Source organism: Ruegeria sp. D1(2025) (genome assembly GCF_056536425.1).
The window spans coordinates 1,043,389-1,060,439 of record NZ_JBQFPO010000001.1 but is presented as its reverse complement, the minus strand read 5'-3'; the positions used below and the strand labels follow the sequence as shown (position 1 = coordinate 1,060,439).

The window sequence follows — 17,051 nt, the reverse complement described above, 5'->3', positions numbered from 1 at the left end:
AGACACATATGGCGGGCAACAGCGGCGGCCCCTGGGGGGGCGGAGGCTCCTCGGGCGGCGGAGGAAATCGGGGTAACAACGGTGATGGGCGCAAGCCCCCCGAAGGAGATGGCCCGCAGATCCCCGAGATCGACGAGCTGATGAAGAAAGGCCAGGAGCAGCTGCGCGTGCTGATGGGTGGTCGTGGCGGCGGTGGCCGTGGCGGCAACGGTCAGGGCGCAGGTGGCGGTGGCCCGGTCTTCACCAAAGGCACGGTGGTTATTGGCGCTCTGGTCGCAGTAGGCCTTTGGGCGGCTGCCAGCTTCTATACCGTAAAACCGGAAGAACAGTCGGTTGAGTTGTTCCTGGGTGAATTCTCGGCCGTTGGGAATCCGGGTCTGAACTTTGCACCCTGGCCGGTTGTGACCGCCGAGGTTATTCCGGTTACCCGCGAACAGACCGAGGATATGGGCGGCACGCGCGGCAGTGATGATGGTCTGATGCTGACCGGCGACGAAAACGTGGTGGATATCGACTATCAGGTCGTTTGGAACATCAACGATCCCGCCAAATTCCTGTTCAACCTGCGCGATCCACGCCAGACAATTCGCGCGGTGTCGGAATCGGCGATGCGGGAAATCATCGCGCAAAGCGAACTGGCCCCGATCCTGAACCGCGACCGGGGTATCATCGCTGATCGTTTGCAAGAATTGATCCAGGCGACGATGGACAGCTACGACTCGGGCGTGAACATCATTCGTGTGAACTTCGACAAGGCCGACCCGCCGCAGGACGTGATTGCTTCGTTCCGCGACGTTCAGGCCGCCGCGCAAGAGCGTGACCGCCTTCAGAACGTCGCCGACGCCTATGCGAACCGCGTACTCGCCGAGGCGCGCGGTGAAGCCGCACAGGTTCTGGAAGAAGCCGAAGCCTACCGAGCCCAGCAGATCAACAGTGCGATGGGTGAAGCCAGCCGCTTCAGCGCGGTTCTGGAAGAGTATTCCAAAGCCCCGGATGTAACCCGAAAACGTTTGTATCTAGAGCGGATGGAACAGGTTCTGGGTGACGTCGACAAGATCATTCTGGACGAGAACTCGACCGGGCAGGGGCAGGGCGTCGTGCCTTATCTGCCGCTGAACGAGCTGCGCCGTAACCAGGCCGAGGGGAGCAACTGATGCGTAAGTCACCCATTATTCTGATCGTTCTCGTCATCCTGGTCGTTGCCGGACTGTCGTCGATCTTTATCGTTGACGAACGTGAACGCGCCCTTGTTCTGCGTTTTGGACGGGTCGTAAACGTCAAGGAAGAGCCAGGCCTTGCGTTCAAGCTGCCGGTTTTCGACGAAGTGGTGCGTTATGACGACCGCATCCTTTCGATCGACGTGCAGCCGCTTGAGGTGACACCACTGGACGATCGCCGCCTTGTGGTCGATGCCTTCGCCCGTTATCGGATTGCCGATCTGAACCAGTTCCGTCAGGCCGTTGGTGTCGGTGGCGTTCCGGTGGCCGAGGATCGTCTGGACCGTATCCTGCGCGCTGAAACACGCGAAGTTCTGGGTTCGGTTTCGTCGCGCGACATCCTGAGTTCGGACCGTGCTGCCCTGATGCTGCGCATCCGCAACAGCGCGATTGCCGAAGCGCAGGCGCTGGGCGTTAACGTGATCGACGTGCGCCTGAAGGCCACCGATCTGCCGCAGGCGAACCTTGAGGCTACGTTCGACCGGATGAAAGCCGAGCGGGAGCGTGAAGCCACTGACGAACGCGCCCGTGGTAACGAAGCGGCGCAGCGTGTGCGCGCGCAGGCCGACCGGACCGTGGTCGAACTGGTCTCGGACGCCAACCGTGAAGCCGAGATCATTCGTGGTGAAGCTGACGCTGAACGCAACGCGATTTTCGCCGAAGCCTTTGGCAAGGATCCGGAGTTTTTCGAGTTCTATCGCTCGCTTTCCGCATATGAGCGCGCGCTGGGCGGCGGCAACAGTTCAATGGTGCTGAGCCCGGACTCGGATTTCTTTAATTACCTGAAATCGCCTACAGGTCAGGGCGGACGGTAATGGGTATGATCCTTCTGGCCTTCGGGCTGGTACTGATTGTCGAGGGGCTGGCCTATGCGCTGGCCCCTTCGCTTATCGAACGGATGCTGGAAACCCTGCGGACCCTGCCCGAGCAGGCACGGCGAATTACGGGTCTTTTGTGCGTGATCAGCGGGCTGATCCTTCTGTGGGGTGCCTATCAGCTGGGCTTTTGAGCAGGACATCTCACTTGCCGGTGATTTCCACGCGATCCTGAGTTGCGGGACAGGTCAAACTGACTACATTAGTCCGTAAGAAGGGCCGCGCGAGAGTGGCCACCTGAATAATTCGACAAGGAGACCACAGGTGCAGGCAAAAGCACGCAGTATTTCCCTCGGGCGTGAAGACGCGGTTTTTATGGTGCGGTGGATGTGGTTGGCCTTTGCCGCAATGGTGTTGGTTCTGGCCCAGACCGTTGCCGTTCAGGCCCGGGGCGAAAGCCTTGCGCCGCTGGCAGAAAAGATCAGCCCCGCGGTTGTCAACATCACGACCAGCACGCTGATCGAGGGACAGACCGGTCCGCGCGGGATCGTGCCCGAAGGGTCTCCGTTCGAAGACTTCTTTCGCGAGTTTCAGGACCGTAACGGTGACGGCGATGAGAACCTCCCACGCCGCAGCAATGCGCTGGGTTCCGGGTTTGTGATTTCCGAAGACGGGTTCATTGTAACCAACAACCACGTCATCGCCGAAGCGGACGAAATCCTTGTCGAATTCTTTCCCGGTGACGGGCAACCCGTAAAGGAGTTACCCGCGAAAGTGATCGGCACGGACGAAAAGACCGACATCGCACTGCTTAAGGTCGAAGCGACCGGTCCGCTCAAATATGTAAAGTTTGGCGACAGCGACACGGCGCGCGTTGGTGACTGGGTAATTGCCATGGGCAATCCGCTGGGGCAGGGGTTCTCGGTCTCGGCCGGGATCGTATCGGCGCGCAACCGCGCGCTCAGCGGGTCTTACGACGACTACATTCAGACGGATGCTGCGATTAACCGGGGCAACTCGGGTGGGCCGCTGTTCAACATGGATGGTCAGGTCATAGGTGTGAACACCGCGATCCTGTCACCCAATGGCGGGTCCATCGGTATTGGCTTTTCCATGGCCTCGAATGTGGTGGTCAAGGTTGTCGATCAACTGCGCGAATTCGGCGAGACACGTCGCGGCTGGCTGGGTGTGCGCATTCAGGACGTGACCGAAGACATGGCCGAAGCCATGGGGCTGGAGAAGCCCGGTGGCGCCCTGATCAGCGACGTGCCCGAGGGGCCGGCAAAAGAAGCCGGGCTGAAGGCGGGTGACGTGATCCTGAGTTTTGACGGTGTCGAAGTGGAAGACACGCGCGGGTTGGTGCGTCAGGTGGGGGAAACGACGGTCGGCAAATCCGTTCGCGTCGTTGTTCATCGCGATGGCGGTACACAGACCGTGCTGGTCACTCTGGGTCGTCGCGAGGATGCTGAACGGGTGGAAAACGGAGATGAGCCCGCGCAAACGGACGACGAGGACGAAAACTCCGAGATTCTGGGGCTGACCATTTCCCCGCTGACCGACAAGCTGCGGGAAGACCTTGGTCTGGATGCCGAAGCCGACGGGCTGGTCGTCAGCGAAGTTGATGAGGCGTCTGAAGCCTATGCCAAGGGATTGCGGGCCGGTGATCTGATTACCGAGGCCGGTCAGCAAAAAGTGACATCCGTCAGTGACCTCGAAACACGCATGGAAGAAGCACGAGAGGCCGGGCGCAAGTCCCTGCTGCTGTTGGTGCGTCGCGGAGGTGAACCCCGGTTCGTCGCACTCAGCCTCGGTGAGTGACCCAAGGCGCAAAAAGGTTATCGGGCCGGAGTGTAAACTCCGGCCCTTTTTTGTGAGAAATTGCTGATGGAAAAGGTGAGCCATACGCCTGGGAAGGACGTATGGCTCTGGTACAGGGAGAGGTCAGTGGACAGATATCGGGGATGATTCTCTGACCTCCTACGGTAACAGTTATTAATTTAGTGTTAACGTCGCCGCATGTATGTGAAGCAGGTCACAGGCGTCAGATCAGGTCAGATTCCGCCAGTTCCTGCAATGCATCGAAGTCCTGGATCAGCAACCCACCCCGCGACGCCTGAACGATATTGTCACGTTTCCAGGTGGATATGGTCTTGGACACCGCCTCGCGCGTGGCGCCTACGAATTCGGCAAGTTCGCTTTGCGACAGGGTTATCCTGTCTGCCGGATTGTCCTGAAGTTCCGAAAGGTGAAGCAGTTTGCGGGCCAGCCGGATCGGCATCGGCAAAAAGACCTGCTCGTTCAGCTGCGAGCCCATCCAGCGCATGCGCAGACCTGCCAGACGGATCATGTCCTCGGCCAGATCGGGGTGCTGTCGTATTTGACGCAGCACATCGTTGCGCAGCACGCGCAGGACACGCGAGGGTTCGGCAGCGGAAATGGTGGCGGTACGCGGGCCGTTATCAAACAGGGCGATTTCGCCGAAGATCTCACCCGGACGCATCAGCGTCAGCGTGAGCTTTCGGCCGCTCATCGCCAAAAAGGACACTTCGAGTGTGCCTTCCAGAATGGCATAGAGCGCGTTGCCCTCGTCACCCTGTTCGAAAAGTGTATCTCCGTCGTTCAGTGAAATTTCGGTAGCCTGCGCGGTAAGCATGGCTTTCAGGCGGTCAGATGCTTCGGCAAGAAAGCCGCTGTTTGGGAAGGCCGTCATGAGTGTACGGGGCTCCGGATGGGGGTGGTGAGTGGTTACCCCATTCTTCACAGCTTTAGCGCTTAGCCAAGCTGTTTGTGGGTAATTGCCGGATTTCAGACAGAATACTTGGCGCCAATGCGGGCATGTTCACGGTTTTGTGATGTCCGCTGTCGGAACCTATTGATGATCCGGGTCGTCCATATAGCTTTGCAGCAGGTTGAATTGCAGCATCAGAAAAACCATCAGGGCAATCGGAAACCCAAAGGTTTCGATTTTGACCCATAGATCGGTCGACAAGGTCCGCCAGACAACTTCGTTGGCGACTGCCAAAACGGCGAAGCAGCCACAGAGGCGACGTGTCAAAATCATCCAGCCCTGATGGCGCATGGGCAACATCTCGTCCAGCACATAGGCGAGATAGGATTTCCCCTGCAAAAGACCGATGCCCAGGATGACCGAGAAGAAGCCGTAGACCAGCGTGGTTTTCATCTTGAAAAACCGCTCATCATTGAACCAGGCCGTCAGACCGCCGAAAAAGATCACCATGAAGGCCGTGAAGATCTGCATCCGGCTGAGTTTTCCGGTCAGAAACCACAATATGCCCATGGCACCCAGCATCAGCGGTACAAAGATGATCGTCGCTATGATGAAGCCGGAATATTCGATGCCGCCGATCAGGAAACTGTCGTCACGCAGGCGCAGATAGATGAAGAAGAAGGCCAGAGGCGGGCCCAGTTCCAGCACCTGTTTCAGAAACGGGTTGATTTCTTTGTTACCTGTCATGATTCTGTCCTGCTGCTTACCCGCCCATTTCAACTATTACTGCACCCAATGCAATCAAGGCCATCAGGGCAATACGCCGGGGGCCGACGGTCTCTTTCAGCACCAGCCATCCGATCAGGGCCGCGAACACGGTCGAGGTTTCGCGAAGCACCGCGGCCTCGCCCACTTTGTCCAGCCGTGTGGCGAGCATGATGGCCCCGAAGGACAATGGGGCGATGATACCGCCCGCGAGCCCGCGCAGCATCAGTGGGCCAATCGCAGGGCGATGGATCATGGCCCGCCATCTGAGGAAGGCATAAATCGGCATTGCCGCCCCGTCGATCATGAAAAACCAGGCCAGGAATGTGAACGGATCGGCGGTCGCACGAATGCCATAGGCGTCATAGGTTGTATAAAGCGCTACGAACAGCCCGGTTACGACGGCCAGAAACAAGGCGATACCCAGCGTTTCGCGGTTCGTCTCGAGATAGCGCAGGTTGTATCCGGCCAATCCGAAGATACCGGCCAGTAACACCGCGACGCCGAACCACTGCGTGGTCGAAAATGTCTCGCCGAACAGCAGGTAGGCACCAATAACGGTGAACAGGGGGCCGGTGCCGCGCACCACCGGGTAGACCACGGTGTAGGAGCCTTTGGTGTAGGCCAGCGCCTGCAAGGTCTTGTAGGCGATGTGGATCAGCCAGACGACTGCGAAGATGGGCCACATATAAGGTTCGGGCCAGGGCACGACGAAAAAGGCAAAGGGCGCGGCCATCAGGCAGTAGCAGATGTCAATCGCGCCACGTGACAGCCAGGGGTCGTGACGCCCTTTCTGCAATGCTCCGAAGACCGCGTGCAGGAATGCCGCCATAAGCGCCAGTCCCAGCGCAAGTTGGTGGCCCGCTTCGGTGCCTTCGAGGGAAATCAGCCAGTCGCTCAACTATCGGCCTTTTGCTGGTTGGAAAGGGTGGGGGGCTGTCTGCCCCCCACACCCCCCGAGGATATTTTCAGCCAGATGAAGGGGCGGATCAGCCCTTGTCGAGGCCAGTGAGGGCGGCAGCGAATTCTTCCGGGTCGAACGGGGCCAGGTCGTCGATCTGCTCGCCGACACCAATGGCGTGGATGGGCAGACCGAACTTGTCAGCGAGCGCCACAAGAACACCACCCTTGGCCGTGCCGTCCAGCTTGGTCATCACAAGGCCGGAGACATCGGCCAGTTTACGGAAGGTTTCAACCTGGCTTAGCGCGTTCTGGCCGGTGGTGGCGTCGAGGACCAGAAGGGTGTTGTGCGGGGCGGTGTCATCGACCTTGCGGATGACGCGGACGATCTTGGCCAGTTCCTCCATCAGGTCGGCACGGTTTTGCAGGCGGCCTGCTGTATCGATCATCAGAAGGTCCGCCCCTTCATTCTGCGCACGGGTCAGGGCGTCGAAAGCCAGCGAAGCCGGGTCCGAGCCTTCGGGCGCGGTCAGGACGGGCACGCCAGCGCGGTCGCCCCAGACCTGAAGCTGTTCGACCGCGGCGGCGCGGAAGGTGTCGCCTGCGGCGATGACCACTTTCTTACCTGCGGACTTGAACTGGCTTGCCAGCTTGCCGATGGTTGTGGTTTTGCCGGATCCGTTGACGCCAACAACCAGAACCACCTGTGGGCGTTTGGGGTAGATGGGCAACGGCTTTGCAACAGGTTCCATCACTCGGGTGACTTCCTGCGCCAGAAGTTGCTTGATTTCCTGGGTCGATAGTTTGCGGCCGAAACGACCTTCGGCCATGTTGGCGGTGACACGCAGTGCGGTATCCACCCCCATGTCCGAGGCGATCAGCAACTCTTCAAGCTGTTCGAGCATATCATCGTCAAGCGTGCGCCGTACCACGACCTGAGTGTCGCTGCGATTGAAAAGCCGTCCCAGAACACCCTTGCGCTGCGCCGGGGTTGCTTCGGGCGGCGGCGGAGCCGGCGTAGGGTCCGCCGGAGAAGGTGTTTCGACCGGTTGCGGGGCGGGGGCCGGTTCAGGGGCGGGGACCGGTTCGGGGGTCGGGGCCGGTTCGGGAACCTCGGGGACGGGCTGAGGCTCAGGCTCTGGTTCGGGGATGACCGGATCGGGGGCGGTCGTTTCTTCGCCGCCATCTTCGACAATCGCATCGAGCCCCTGTTCCAGCCGGGACGAGGATTTGAACAGCCGATCCTTGAGCTTTGAGAAAAACGCCATCTTTGGTCTCCGCAGGTGTTCTCTTCACCTAATGCGGATTTGCGGCAGTTGCAAAGGGTCAGAGAAACGCAAGCAGCAATGCAGCTTGTGCGCCCCAGTAAAGCGGCCAGACCAGATATGGGGTCAGGGCCATTGCGGGATGCCGGGGCGGAAGCAGGAACTTTTCTGTGGCCAGGATCAGGTCGGATGCGATGAAGGCCAGCGCTCCGGGAAGGGCCCAGCGTAATGCTCCGGTCTCGGGCAGGCTCAGAACCGTGATCCCCATGCCCAGAATGATCGGGATATAGCAAAGCACCGGGATTTTCAGATCACCAGCTCGTGGTGCCAGAAGTGTCGCCGCGACAATGCCCAGCAGAACCAGCGACCAGACCAATCCCGGCCGGTCCAGGATCAGCGCCGGATCGCTGCTGGCGTGGGTCAGAAACAGGGCAATATAAGCCAGATGCCCAGCGGCAAAAGCACCGATCCCGGCCATGAACGTCGCCTCGGTCTCTTGCGAAAGCAAAGCATCCCCGACGGCGCACAATGCCAGGGCCAGGATCAGCAGGGAAGGGGCACCGGCAATCGCTGCGATCAGCGCCAGGATGGCAACCGATCCGGTCTTGAATGCCGTTCGCACTAGGCTGGCCGGTTTTGGAGACATCGGAAGGTAGGCGATTGTAAACAATGCGGCGATCCAGAACAGCGTTGTTGTCATCCCTTACTCTCCTGCCAGTGTCGGCTGTTGGTTCTGATGCAGTGTCAGCCTGATGTGCCGGGCAACTCAACCGGTGACGTGAAGGAAACCGGTCGCAGAATGCTGGTTGGCGTCGGATTGCGGCATCTGACAATATGAAACCATGTTGAGGCATTTAGTGATTCTTCTGATTGCGTCCGCGCAGGCCGCAACCGCGCAGACTGCGCTATCGGCTGCAGAGTTCGACGAATACACACGCGGCAAGACCCTGTTTTATGGGTTCCAGGGGCAGGTATATGGGGTGGAACGCTATCTGCCCGGGCGCAGGGTCATCTGGTCGTTTCTGGATGGCGATTGCAAGGAAGGTGTCTGGTACGAGCAAAATCAACAGATATGTTTCGTCTATGAAGACCGACCGGACCCTCAATGCTGGTTGTTCACCAGATCGGGTGGAAGGCTGATTGCGCGGTTCGAAGGTGACCCGCTGGAGACTGAATTGTACGAGGCAGATGACCGTGGCGAAGAAATGGTGTGCTATGGCCCGGAAATCGGAGTTTGAGCCTTTGATTAATGCGCACGCAGGCTTTCGTAGTTTATCATGACGTGATCGCGATAGGCCGGTCTGGCCGACAGGGTTTCATAGTATCGCCGTAAGCGCCTGAATGGTGCGCGCGGGATGTCGATGTCAAAATACCTGTACAAAACGTGGCCCAACTGGATGTCGGCCAGCGTGAAACTGGTCCCTGCGATATAAGCGCTATGCGACAATTGTTGGTCCGCAATGGCTAGTTTGTCTTCCAGCACATGCAGGGCAGCGGTGATCGCTGTTTCATCCCGGTCGGAGGGCGCCGTTCTAACGACTCGCCAGAAAACCGGCACGGTAAAATTCATGGCGACGTTCAGCTTTGCCCATTCCGCCCATTTATCGACCGGTGCACGTCGGACCGGGTCGTCAGGCCAGAAATGGTCATCAGCATAGCGTGCAGCGAGGTATCGAAGGATCGCGCCCGTTTCCCAAATTGGTGTACCGTCGTTGTCCTGTACCACCGGAATTGTCCGGTTTGGGTTGAGGGCCGCGAAGGCATCGCTGTCCAGCCCGCCAAATTCATGTCCGACGTCATGGCGGCGAAACGGCAGGTCCAGTTCGCCGACACACCACATCAGCGCCTGAACGTTGGATGATGTTTTGCGACCCCAGATTGTCAGCATGAGTCAGAAAAGCGATCCCTGATCCGGGGCGTCGGGTTTGGTTTTTTTGGCCGCTGGTTTGGCCGATCCGCCGGTTGTCAGACGACCATCAGAAAATTCGATCTCAAGAACAGGGTGCCCGGCTGCCTGCGACTTGGTGGTGACAACCGCACCTTCTGCGCGAACCACGGCGTACCCACGTTCCAGCGTCGCTTTGTAACTGAGCGTTTCGCGCAGCCGGTCGGTCGCGTCCAATTGTTGACGCAGCCTGTCCAGCCGGGATTTGTGCGCTGTATTCAGACGCTCTGACAGTCGGTTCAGGTTTTCGGCGCGGTTTTTTAACTCTTGCCTGATCGGGCGCAGAGACAGGCGGGACGTCAGGTTGCGCCATCGGTCGCGGCGGGTTTCGACAATCCCGCGCAGGGTTGACGGGCGCAAATGTGCGGATGTGTCCAGCAACTTGACGCGCCGGTTCTGAACACCGCGGATCAGAGCGTTGGGCAGGCGGTCCGAGACCTGATCCAGACGTTGCCTTGGTGTGTCGAGCAGGCTGTCAGCCCTTGGCAGTGCACGTGACAAATCCCTTAACCGCTGCGAACGGCGTTGCACGGCATCCGTTGCCGCCCGCGACAGACGCGCGCCTTGTTCGCCGGTCCAGGCCAGCAATTCCAGCCGCACAGGTACCGCCAATTCGGCGGCGGCGGTGGGCGTAGGGGCCCGACGATCCGAAACGAAGTCGATCAGGGTCGTGTCCGTTTCATGCCCCACGGCGGAAATCAGTGGAATCGCGGATGCGGCGGCAGCCCGCGCGACGATTTCTTCGTTAAATCCCCAAAGGTCTTCGATCGAGCCGCCACCGCGCGCAACGATGATCAGATCGGGGCGGGGCAAAGCACCGCCGGGCGTCAGCCGGTTGAACCCTTCGATTGCCCGGGCAACCTCGGGCGCGCAGTTGGCGCCCTGAACCGCAACCGGCCAGATCAGCACCTTTCGCGGGAACCGGTCGCGCAGCCGGTGCAGGATGTCGCGGATCACCGCGCCGGAAGGAGAGGTCACAACGCCGATGATCTGGGGCAGGTAAGGCAGGGGAGTCTTGCGTTCGGGCGCAAACAGGCCTTCCGACTCAAGCTGTTTCTTGCGTTTTTCCAGCAACGCCATCAGCGCGCCTTGTCCGGCAACCGCAACTTCGTCGACGTTCAGATTGTATTTTGATTGCGCGCCAAAGGCGGTCAGCCGTCCGGTGACGACAACTTCAAGACCTTCTTCGGGCACAACGGAGAGGCCGGAAACCTGACCTTTCCAGGTTGTGCAAGCCAGGACGTTCCGGTCATCCTTTATGTCATAGTACAAATGCCCCGAACGTGCTTTGAAGACGCGACCGACCTCGCCGCGCACACGGATTCGGCCAAACGCACCTTCGAGGGTCCGTTTCACTTCGCCCGAGATGTCCGAAACGGTGTATTCAGGGGTATTCTGGCCGGGAATTGGGTCGTCTAGCAGGTCGGACATTTCAGCGCCTTGTTTCAAATGCTCACCCAGCTTAGAACGCCGCGCAGGCAAGGCCAAGCAGATCGGAGAGCATTCATGAACATCCTTATTCTCGGCAGCGGCGGGCGTGAGCACAGTCTGGCCTGGGCGGTGCTGCAGAACCCCAAATGCGACCGTCTGATCGTGGCACCCGGAAATGCCGGGATCGAGCAGATCGCCGATTGCGCGGCGCTGGATATCGAAAACGGTGGCGCGGTTGTCAGCTTTGCCGAAGAAAACGCGATAGATTTCGTGATCGTTGGGCCCGAAGCCCCTTTGGCGGCAGGTGTTGCCGACCGGTTGCGGGAAGCGGGCGTTCTGGTATTTGGACCGTCGGCCGGTGCCGCACAACTTGAGGCGTCAAAGAGCTTTACCAAGGAAATTTGCGATGCCGCGGGTGCCCCGACAGCGGCTTATGCCCGGTTCACCGAGGCCGGTCCAGCCAAGGACTACATCCGGACCCAGGGTGCGCCCATTGTCGTCAAGGCGGATGGTCTGGCTGCGGGCAAGGGCGTGATCGTGGCAATGGACGAGGACACCGCGCTGGCGGCCATCGACGACATGTTCGGCGGCGCTTTTGGCGGTGCCGGAGCCGAGGTCGTGATTGAAGAGTTCATGGAGGGCGAAGAGGCCTCGCTTTTCGTGCTGTGTGACGGTGAGGATATCCTGTCCATTGGCACTGCGCAGGACCACAAAAGGGTTGGAGAGGGCGATACTGGGCTGAACACCGGCGGCATGGGCGCATACTCTCCCGCACCGGTTTTGAACGCCGAAGTCGAAGCGCGTGCGATGGAAGAGATTGTGCGCCCGACCATGGCCGAGATGAAACGTCGCGGGATGCCGTTTCAGGGCGTGCTTTATGCCGGGTTGATGATCCGGGATGGGCAGCCGAGGTTGGTCGAATACAATGTTCGTTTCGGCGATCCGGAATGCCAGGTTCTGATGATGCGACTTGGCGCGCAGGCGATGGACCTGATGCACGCAGCCGCCGAGGGGCGTTTGCGCGATACACAAGTGAATTGGGCAGATGATCATGCGATAACGGTTGTCCTGGCTGCGGAGGGATATCCGGGGACCTATGAAAAAGGTTCGGTGATCCGGGGGTTGGATAACCTGCCGGAAGACAGCAAGAACATGGTGTTCCATGCCGGAACCAAGTCTTCTGAAGGGCGGATTACGGCGTCGGGCGGGCGGGTTCTGAATGTCACGACACGTGGCGGGTCGTTGCAGGACGCGCGTGACAGGGCTTATGCGATGATTGATGCGATAGACTGGCCGGAGGGTTTCTGTCGGCGGGATATCGGCTGGAGGGCACTGTAAGCTCTGGCAGAGGTCTCGTGACGGGCTTGTCGTCGTTTTATGATCAGGGGGCTTTGCCCCCTCGGCCTGCGGCCTCACCCCCAGGATATTTTTGGCCAGATGAAGGGGCGGATCAGCAAGTCAGGGCTTGGGTGAGGCTGTCGCGGCCCCGGAACGGTCCCAGATCTGTTGATTGCCAGCCCTTGTCATACGTGACGCTGACAATACGAGACCAGTTGCCGTCGGCCAGTATCAGCGAGGGAGTGTCCCCGCAGGAGCGCAGGCCGCCGGAGATGAAATCCTCGCCGATGCGATGGTTCGTCAGATTGGGAATTGTTGCGATCTCGGTCAGTTGGTTGTTCTCGAAACGCCAGATCCGTAGCGTTTTCGCAAGATGAGGGCGGTCGACATAGGCGATTTCGACATGGCCGTCGTTGTCCAGGTCCGCAGCGCCGACCGGTGCGAGCCAGCGGAAACGGGCGCCGATGTAGGGCGTGGCCGCGATCAGGCCGCCGCCGTTGTAGATTGCAAGCCGGGCACCCTTGTCGCGATGGCTTTCGACGACAAGGGCTTCGCGACGGCCGTCGTTGTCAACGTCGACCAGGCGCGGCCGGATGTCTTCGAAAACACGTTCTTCTGGCAGCCGGATAGTATATTGCGCTGATCCGGGTGCGTATTGCAGGACCAGCGCGCCGTATTCAATCTGATCACCCAGAACACCATGGGGGTATCGCGCCGTGGGTTCGGTGTATTCGGCCGAGCCCAGTGGTTCATACTGCCACGGTTGCTGCGATTGTGCCGTGACCGGACATACACCGAGTGCGATTGTGACGGCGACGACCGGTCTGGCTGGCATCAGATCTGTTTTTCCGGCATCTGCACGACCAGACCGTCCAGAGCATCCGTGACCTTGATCTGGCAGGTCAGTCGCGAGCGGGCCGGATCGGGTTCATAGGCAAAGTCCAGCATGTCTTCTTCCATGTCGTCCTTGGCCGGGATTTTCTCGACCCAGTCGGGGTGAATGTAGACATGGCAGGTCGAGCAGGCGCAGGCGCCGCCGCAATCGGCCTCGATGCCGGGAATGTTGTTGTCACGGGCCCCTTCCATGACGGTCAGTCCGTTGGCGACCTCGACAGTGTGTTCGGTACCGCCATGCTCGACATAGGTGATCTTTGCCATTGCGTGCGTCTTCCTTTTGCGATGTTCGAAACCTTCCTTAGTCAAGGCATTTAGCTCTTTCCAGCCTCATTTGCGACTCGGCGTGCCGCGACTGGACTTTCTTGTCATTTGTTCTATTTTTGTTCTCATGCTTGTTGTCCCTGTTCGCCCCACAGATCAAAACAGCGATTGGCCGCGCCCGCCCGCGTGCCTGCCCGCCTGCCAACTGAACGCCCCGCCCGAAGGTGCACGCGTGACGGTGGCGGGGCTGGTGATCCTGCGGCAGAGACCGGGGACGGCCAAGGGGGTGATATTCGTCACGCTTGAGGATGAGACCGGCATCGTCAACGTGGTTGTCTGGCGCAAGATCTACGAACAATTCCGCCGCGCGGTGATCTCGGGGCGGCTGTTACGGGTAACGGGCCGGATGCAGCGGGCGCATTCGGTGACCCATGTGATCGCGGAAGAGATCGAGGATATCTCGGGGATGCTGGATGTGCTGGTGCAGGGGGAGGGGTAGGTCTGCCTTACGGACAAAGTGGACGCTTGCCGGTTGCAAGACTTGCGGTTTGGCGCCCACGGATAAGTGTTTTTTGATCCATATGTGAGTATAAGGCGCTTTTCCGCCGCTTTGACGCCGGTTGGTCGACTCTCTGGTGCCGGAAGGGTACTTGCAAGCATCTTTGCGCGTCGGCCTTTGTCAAAGCCTGGGCTTGACAGTGCACCACTCAACGTCTTCTCGAAGTCAGTCCGGATGCCCAACGTTACACAAAATGGATCGCTCAAAAAAAATGTCCGACCGGATGAGAGCCAGATCCACGATCGTTTTGTCGAACTTTCAGAGTTCACGCGATCAAAAGGATATGTACACACCGCCAAAATGATCGATGAGGCACTGAATGCTTACGCCTTCGAACGCAGGCACCTTGGGATTGCAACAACGTACCTCTCAGAATTGCAGCAGCAGAAGGGCGTAGAGTTGTCACGGTCGGAGGAAGAAACAGATCGGAAACAGCATTCAGTTCCAAACTTCCGCTCTGCGCGGTCGAAAAAACCGATTGGCGTGGATTTCAAAAAGACAGAGCGTTCAGTCGGCCCAGCTCAAACAACAGAGACAGGGCATGCGGCTTTTGTCCTGACCGCCCGGATGCGTACGGACGGCAGCAATGCTGCGCAAATGCGCAAGAGTTTCCGGAAAAACAAGCTGATGCCTTTGCCGGCGGAGCCTGAATTCCTGTTTCGCTAGCGGTCTTTGGTATGGCCAAGGTAAAATCAGCGATGATCATTGAGAACCCAAAACGACTTCCGAAAACCATCACCGCTTGAATAGCACCCCTTGCGATTGCTTGTCCCGGTGATCGCCGCGCAAATCGGCATGCAGCGCGCGACCGGCCTGCACGCCGGGGCGGGCACTGACGGCTTCCAGCCAGCGCGCAAAATGGGGCTTGTCCTCAAGCACTTGCTGTTGACCTTCCCACAGGCTGGCCCAGCCCCAGATTGACATGTCGGCGATGGAATAAAAATCGCCCGCGACGTACTCGTTTTCCGCCAGCCGTCGATCCAGCACGCCATACAAACGCCCAACCTCTGCCCGGTAGCGGTCCTTCGGATAGGGGTGGTCCTGCGGCGGGTCCATGTTCGGGGCGTATTTCAGGAAGTGGTGCGCCTGACCGGCCATGGGGCCGACGCCGCCCATTTGCCACATCAGCCATTCTTCGACGGCAATGCGATCACGCTCGGTTTCGCCATAGAACCGGCCCGTCTTGCGGGCCAGATACATCAGGATCGCGCCGCTTTCGAAGACCGAAACCGGGGCGCCGCCCGGGCCGTCGGGGTCGACAATTGCGGGCATGCGGTTGTTCGGCGAAATCTTCAGAAATTCGGGCTCGAACTGATCACCCTTGCCGATATTGATCAGATGGGTTGTGTAGGGCAGGCCCATCTCTTCCAGGGCAATGGAAACCTTCCAGCCATTCGGTGTCGGCCAGAAATACAGATCGATTGGGTTGGTCATGGCTCCTCCGTGTATCGGCGATCATGCGGCTTTCTGCCGGTTCGGCAAGAGGCGGTTACGAAAGCGTGACAGAACCAAGCGCAGCCTTGACGAATAGCGGCCCGAGGCGTATGGCAGCACAGAGCTACGTGGCGATTTGTTACCGGATTGCGGGCCACGCTAAACAACACCGCTAAAAGGTCAGGATGAAAGACCCCTTTCGCTTGGCCGCGTCTGGGGTTTTTTGTTTGCCTCCCGCGTCGGGGGCGGAAAGGAAAAAGATGAGCGAGACCTGGAACAAACGCACTCAAGCCGTTCATGGCGGTATTCGCCGCAGCCAGTATAACGAGGTCAGCGAAGCGATCTTTCTGACGCAGGGTTTCGTCTATGACACTGCCGAGCAGGCCGAGGCGCGATTCATCGAATCCGGCCCGGATGAGTTCATCTATGCCCGCTACGGCAACCCAACCGTGGCGATGTTTGAACAGCGCATCGCCGCTTTGGAAGGCGGTGAAGATGCGTTTGCCACCGCATCCGGCATGGCGGCCGTGAACGGCGCGCTGACGTCGATGCTGCAGGCCGGTGACCATGTTGTTTCGGCCAAGGCGTTGTTTGGCTCCTGTCTGTATATTCTTGAAAACATCCTGACGCGGTATGGCGTTGAGGTGACGTTTGTGGACGGAACCGATCTGGCCGCGTGGGAGGCTGCGATCCGGCCGGACACCAAGGCTGTTTTCTTCGAATCCATGTCGAACCCCACGCTTGAGGTCATTGATATTGCCGAAGTGTCCCGACTTGCTCATGCGGTCGGTGCAGTGGTTATCGTCGACAATGTGTTCTCGACCCCGGTCTTCTCGCGCGCGATCGAGCAGGGTGCCGACGTGGTTGTGTATTCAGCCACCAAACACATAGACGGGCAGGGGCGTGCTCTGGGTGGTGTGATCATCGGCACTAAGGAATTCATCCGTGGCACGGTCGAGCCGTATCTCAAGCATACAGGCGGCGCGCTGAGCCCGTTCAACGCCTGGATCATGCTGAAAGGGCTGGAAACGATGTCGTTGCGCGTAAACGCGCAGGCCGAGACGGCGCAGACAGTTGCGGAAGCGCTTGAAGGGCATCCTGCTCTGGTTCGCACGTTGTATCCGGGGTTGAAAACCCATCCGCAAAACGCGCTTGTTCAGGATCAGTTGGGCGGCAAGGGCGGAACGGTTCTGTCGCTGGATATCAAAGGCGGAAAAGAAGCAGCCTTTGCATTCCTGAATGCCATGACCATTCCGGTAATCTCGAACAATCTGGGTGATGCGAAGTCGATCGCGACACACCCCGCCACAACCACGCACCAGCGCCTGAGTGAGAAGCAGCGGGATGAGTTGGGCATCACGCCGGGCCTGATCCGCCTTTCAATCGGGCTGGAAGACCCGACAGATCTTCTGGCGGACATTCAACAGGCGCTTGCGGCATCGCAAAAGTAGACAGATGCACCCTGTGGCTTGCAGTCGCCGCAGGGTGCACGTGCC

19 protein-coding genes and 1 riboswitch are annotated in these 17,051 nt (G+C 59.3%); of the genes, 9 read left to right on the top strand and 10 right to left on the bottom strand.

Going from position 1 to position 17,051, the window contains the following annotated elements:
• Positions 1 to 8: 8 nt before the first annotated feature.
• From hflK to ACR1XU_RS05320, 4 genes are all read left to right on the top strand, one after another.
• On the top strand, positions 9 to 1,154 hold the full coding sequence (gene hflK / locus ACR1XU_RS05335) for an FtsH protease activity modulator HflK (protein WP_170616510.1): 1,146 nt from the start codon (positions 9 to 11) through the stop codon (positions 1,152 to 1,154).
• Positions 1,154 to 2,032 (top strand): protease modulator HflC, encoded by an 879-nt coding sequence (gene hflC / locus ACR1XU_RS05330; RefSeq protein WP_170806106.1) that lies wholly within the window; start codon positions 1,154 to 1,156, stop codon positions 2,030 to 2,032. Before hflK ends, hflC begins: the two co-directional genes overlap by 1 nt.
• A complete protein-coding gene (locus tag ACR1XU_RS05325) occupies positions 2,032 to 2,226 on the top strand; it encodes a DUF2065 domain-containing protein (RefSeq protein ID WP_170616506.1) in 195 nt (64 codons plus the stop codon). The genes hflC and ACR1XU_RS05325 overlap by 1 nt, the downstream gene beginning before the upstream one ends.
• A 181-nt stretch (positions 2,227 to 2,407) precedes the next feature.
• Positions 2,408 to 3,850 carry a Do family serine endopeptidase gene (locus tag ACR1XU_RS05320; RefSeq protein WP_170677677.1) on the top strand — a complete coding sequence of 481 codons (1,443 nt, stop codon included), beginning with the start codon at positions 2,408 to 2,410 and terminating at the stop codon, positions 3,848 to 3,850.
• A gap of 223 nt (positions 3,851 to 4,073) precedes the next feature.
• Here the strand turns inward: ACR1XU_RS05320 and ACR1XU_RS05315 are convergent, their stop codons facing one another.
• The 5 genes from ACR1XU_RS05315 to ACR1XU_RS05295 form a co-directional block, all read right to left on the bottom strand.
• Positions 4,074 to 4,742 (bottom strand): Crp/Fnr family transcriptional regulator, encoded by a 669-nt coding sequence (locus ACR1XU_RS05315; protein WP_480907185.1) that lies wholly within the window; start codon positions 4,740 to 4,742, stop codon positions 4,074 to 4,076.
• 159 nt (positions 4,743 to 4,901) lie between these two features.
• Positions 4,902 to 5,507: an inner membrane-spanning protein YciB gene (locus ACR1XU_RS05310; RefSeq protein WP_170616502.1), complete on the bottom strand. Its 606-nt coding sequence runs from the start codon at positions 5,505 to 5,507 to the stop codon at positions 4,902 to 4,904.
• A 16-nt stretch (positions 5,508 to 5,523) separates the two neighbouring features.
• Complete coding sequence (locus ACR1XU_RS05305) at positions 5,524 to 6,426, bottom strand: DMT family transporter (protein ID WP_170616500.1); 903 nt, start codon at positions 6,424 to 6,426, stop codon at positions 5,524 to 5,526.
• Positions 6,427 to 6,514: 88 nt separating this feature from the next.
• Positions 6,515 to 7,693 carry a signal recognition particle-docking protein FtsY gene (ftsY, locus tag ACR1XU_RS05300; protein WP_480907183.1) on the bottom strand — a complete coding sequence of 393 codons (1,179 nt, stop codon included), beginning with the start codon at positions 7,691 to 7,693 and terminating at the stop codon, positions 6,515 to 6,517.
• 58 nt (positions 7,694 to 7,751) lie between these two features.
• Positions 7,752 to 8,390, bottom strand: a complete 639-nt coding sequence (locus ACR1XU_RS05295; protein WP_480907181.1) for a lysoplasmalogenase — start codon at positions 8,388 to 8,390, stop codon at positions 7,752 to 7,754.
• A 142-nt stretch (positions 8,391 to 8,532) separates the two neighbouring features.
• Between ACR1XU_RS05295 and ACR1XU_RS05290 the strand changes: the two genes are divergently transcribed.
• Entirely contained in the window at positions 8,533 to 8,928 is a 396-nt protein-coding gene (locus ACR1XU_RS05290; RefSeq protein ID WP_321253658.1) for a hypothetical protein, read from the top strand.
• Between the two features lie 8 nt (positions 8,929 to 8,936).
• On the opposite strand, the gene ACR1XU_RS05285 is transcribed toward ACR1XU_RS05290, so the two are convergent.
• Positions 8,937 to 9,578, bottom strand: a complete 642-nt coding sequence (locus ACR1XU_RS05285) for a glutathione S-transferase family protein (protein WP_480907179.1) — start codon at positions 9,576 to 9,578, stop codon at positions 8,937 to 8,939.
• A gap of 3 nt (positions 9,579 to 9,581) precedes the next feature.
• On the bottom strand, positions 9,582 to 11,066 hold the full coding sequence (xseA, locus tag ACR1XU_RS05280; protein WP_170806113.1) for an exodeoxyribonuclease VII large subunit: 1,485 nt from the start codon (positions 11,064 to 11,066) through the stop codon (positions 9,582 to 9,584).
• Positions 11,067 to 11,141: 75 nt separating this feature from the next.
• On the opposite strand from xseA, the gene purD reads away from it, so the two are divergent.
• Entirely contained in the window at positions 11,142 to 12,404 is a 1,263-nt protein-coding gene (gene purD / locus ACR1XU_RS05275; RefSeq protein ID WP_480907177.1) for a phosphoribosylamine--glycine ligase, read from the top strand.
• A gap of 112 nt (positions 12,405 to 12,516) precedes the next feature.
• Here purD and ACR1XU_RS05270 read toward each other — a convergent pair whose 3' ends face one another.
• Both ACR1XU_RS05270 and ACR1XU_RS05265 read right to left on the bottom strand, forming a co-directional pair.
• Positions 12,517 to 13,239 carry an FG-GAP repeat domain-containing protein gene (locus ACR1XU_RS05270; protein ID WP_480907175.1) on the bottom strand — a complete coding sequence of 241 codons (723 nt, stop codon included), beginning with the start codon at positions 13,237 to 13,239 and terminating at the stop codon, positions 12,517 to 12,519.
• Entirely contained in the window at positions 13,239 to 13,562 is a 324-nt protein-coding gene (locus ACR1XU_RS05265) for a 2Fe-2S iron-sulfur cluster-binding protein (protein ID WP_039534845.1), read from the bottom strand. Before ACR1XU_RS05265 ends, ACR1XU_RS05270 begins: the two co-directional genes overlap by 1 nt.
• Before the next feature lie 127 nt (positions 13,563 to 13,689).
• On the opposite strand from ACR1XU_RS05265, the gene ACR1XU_RS05260 reads away from it, so the two are divergent.
• Both ACR1XU_RS05260 and ACR1XU_RS05255 read left to right on the top strand, forming a co-directional pair.
• The gene (locus ACR1XU_RS05260) at positions 13,690 to 14,061 is read left to right on the top strand and encodes an OB-fold nucleic acid binding domain-containing protein (RefSeq protein WP_170616484.1); all 372 of its coding nucleotides are present in this window, start codon (positions 13,690 to 13,692) and stop codon (positions 14,059 to 14,061) included.
• Positions 14,062 to 14,295: 234 nt separating this feature from the next.
• Positions 14,296 to 14,787, top strand: coding sequence for a hypothetical protein (locus tag ACR1XU_RS05255; RefSeq protein ID WP_480907173.1), 492 nt, complete (start codon positions 14,296 to 14,298; stop codon positions 14,785 to 14,787).
• Between the two features lie 69 nt (positions 14,788 to 14,856).
• Here ACR1XU_RS05255 and ACR1XU_RS05250 read toward each other — a convergent pair whose 3' ends face one another.
• A complete protein-coding gene (locus ACR1XU_RS05250; RefSeq protein WP_480907171.1) occupies positions 14,857 to 15,555 on the bottom strand; it encodes a glutathione S-transferase N-terminal domain-containing protein in 699 nt (232 codons plus the stop codon).
• A 118-nt stretch (positions 15,556 to 15,673) separates the two neighbouring features.
• A riboswitch (SAM riboswitch) is annotated at positions 15,674 to 15,751 on the top strand.
• 64 nt (positions 15,752 to 15,815) lie between these two features.
• Between ACR1XU_RS05250 and metZ the strand changes: the two genes are divergently transcribed.
• Positions 15,816 to 17,006 (top strand): O-succinylhomoserine sulfhydrylase, encoded by a 1,191-nt coding sequence (gene metZ, locus ACR1XU_RS05245; RefSeq protein ID WP_480907169.1) that lies wholly within the window; start codon positions 15,816 to 15,818, stop codon positions 17,004 to 17,006.
• Positions 17,007 to 17,051 lie beyond the last annotated feature (45 nt).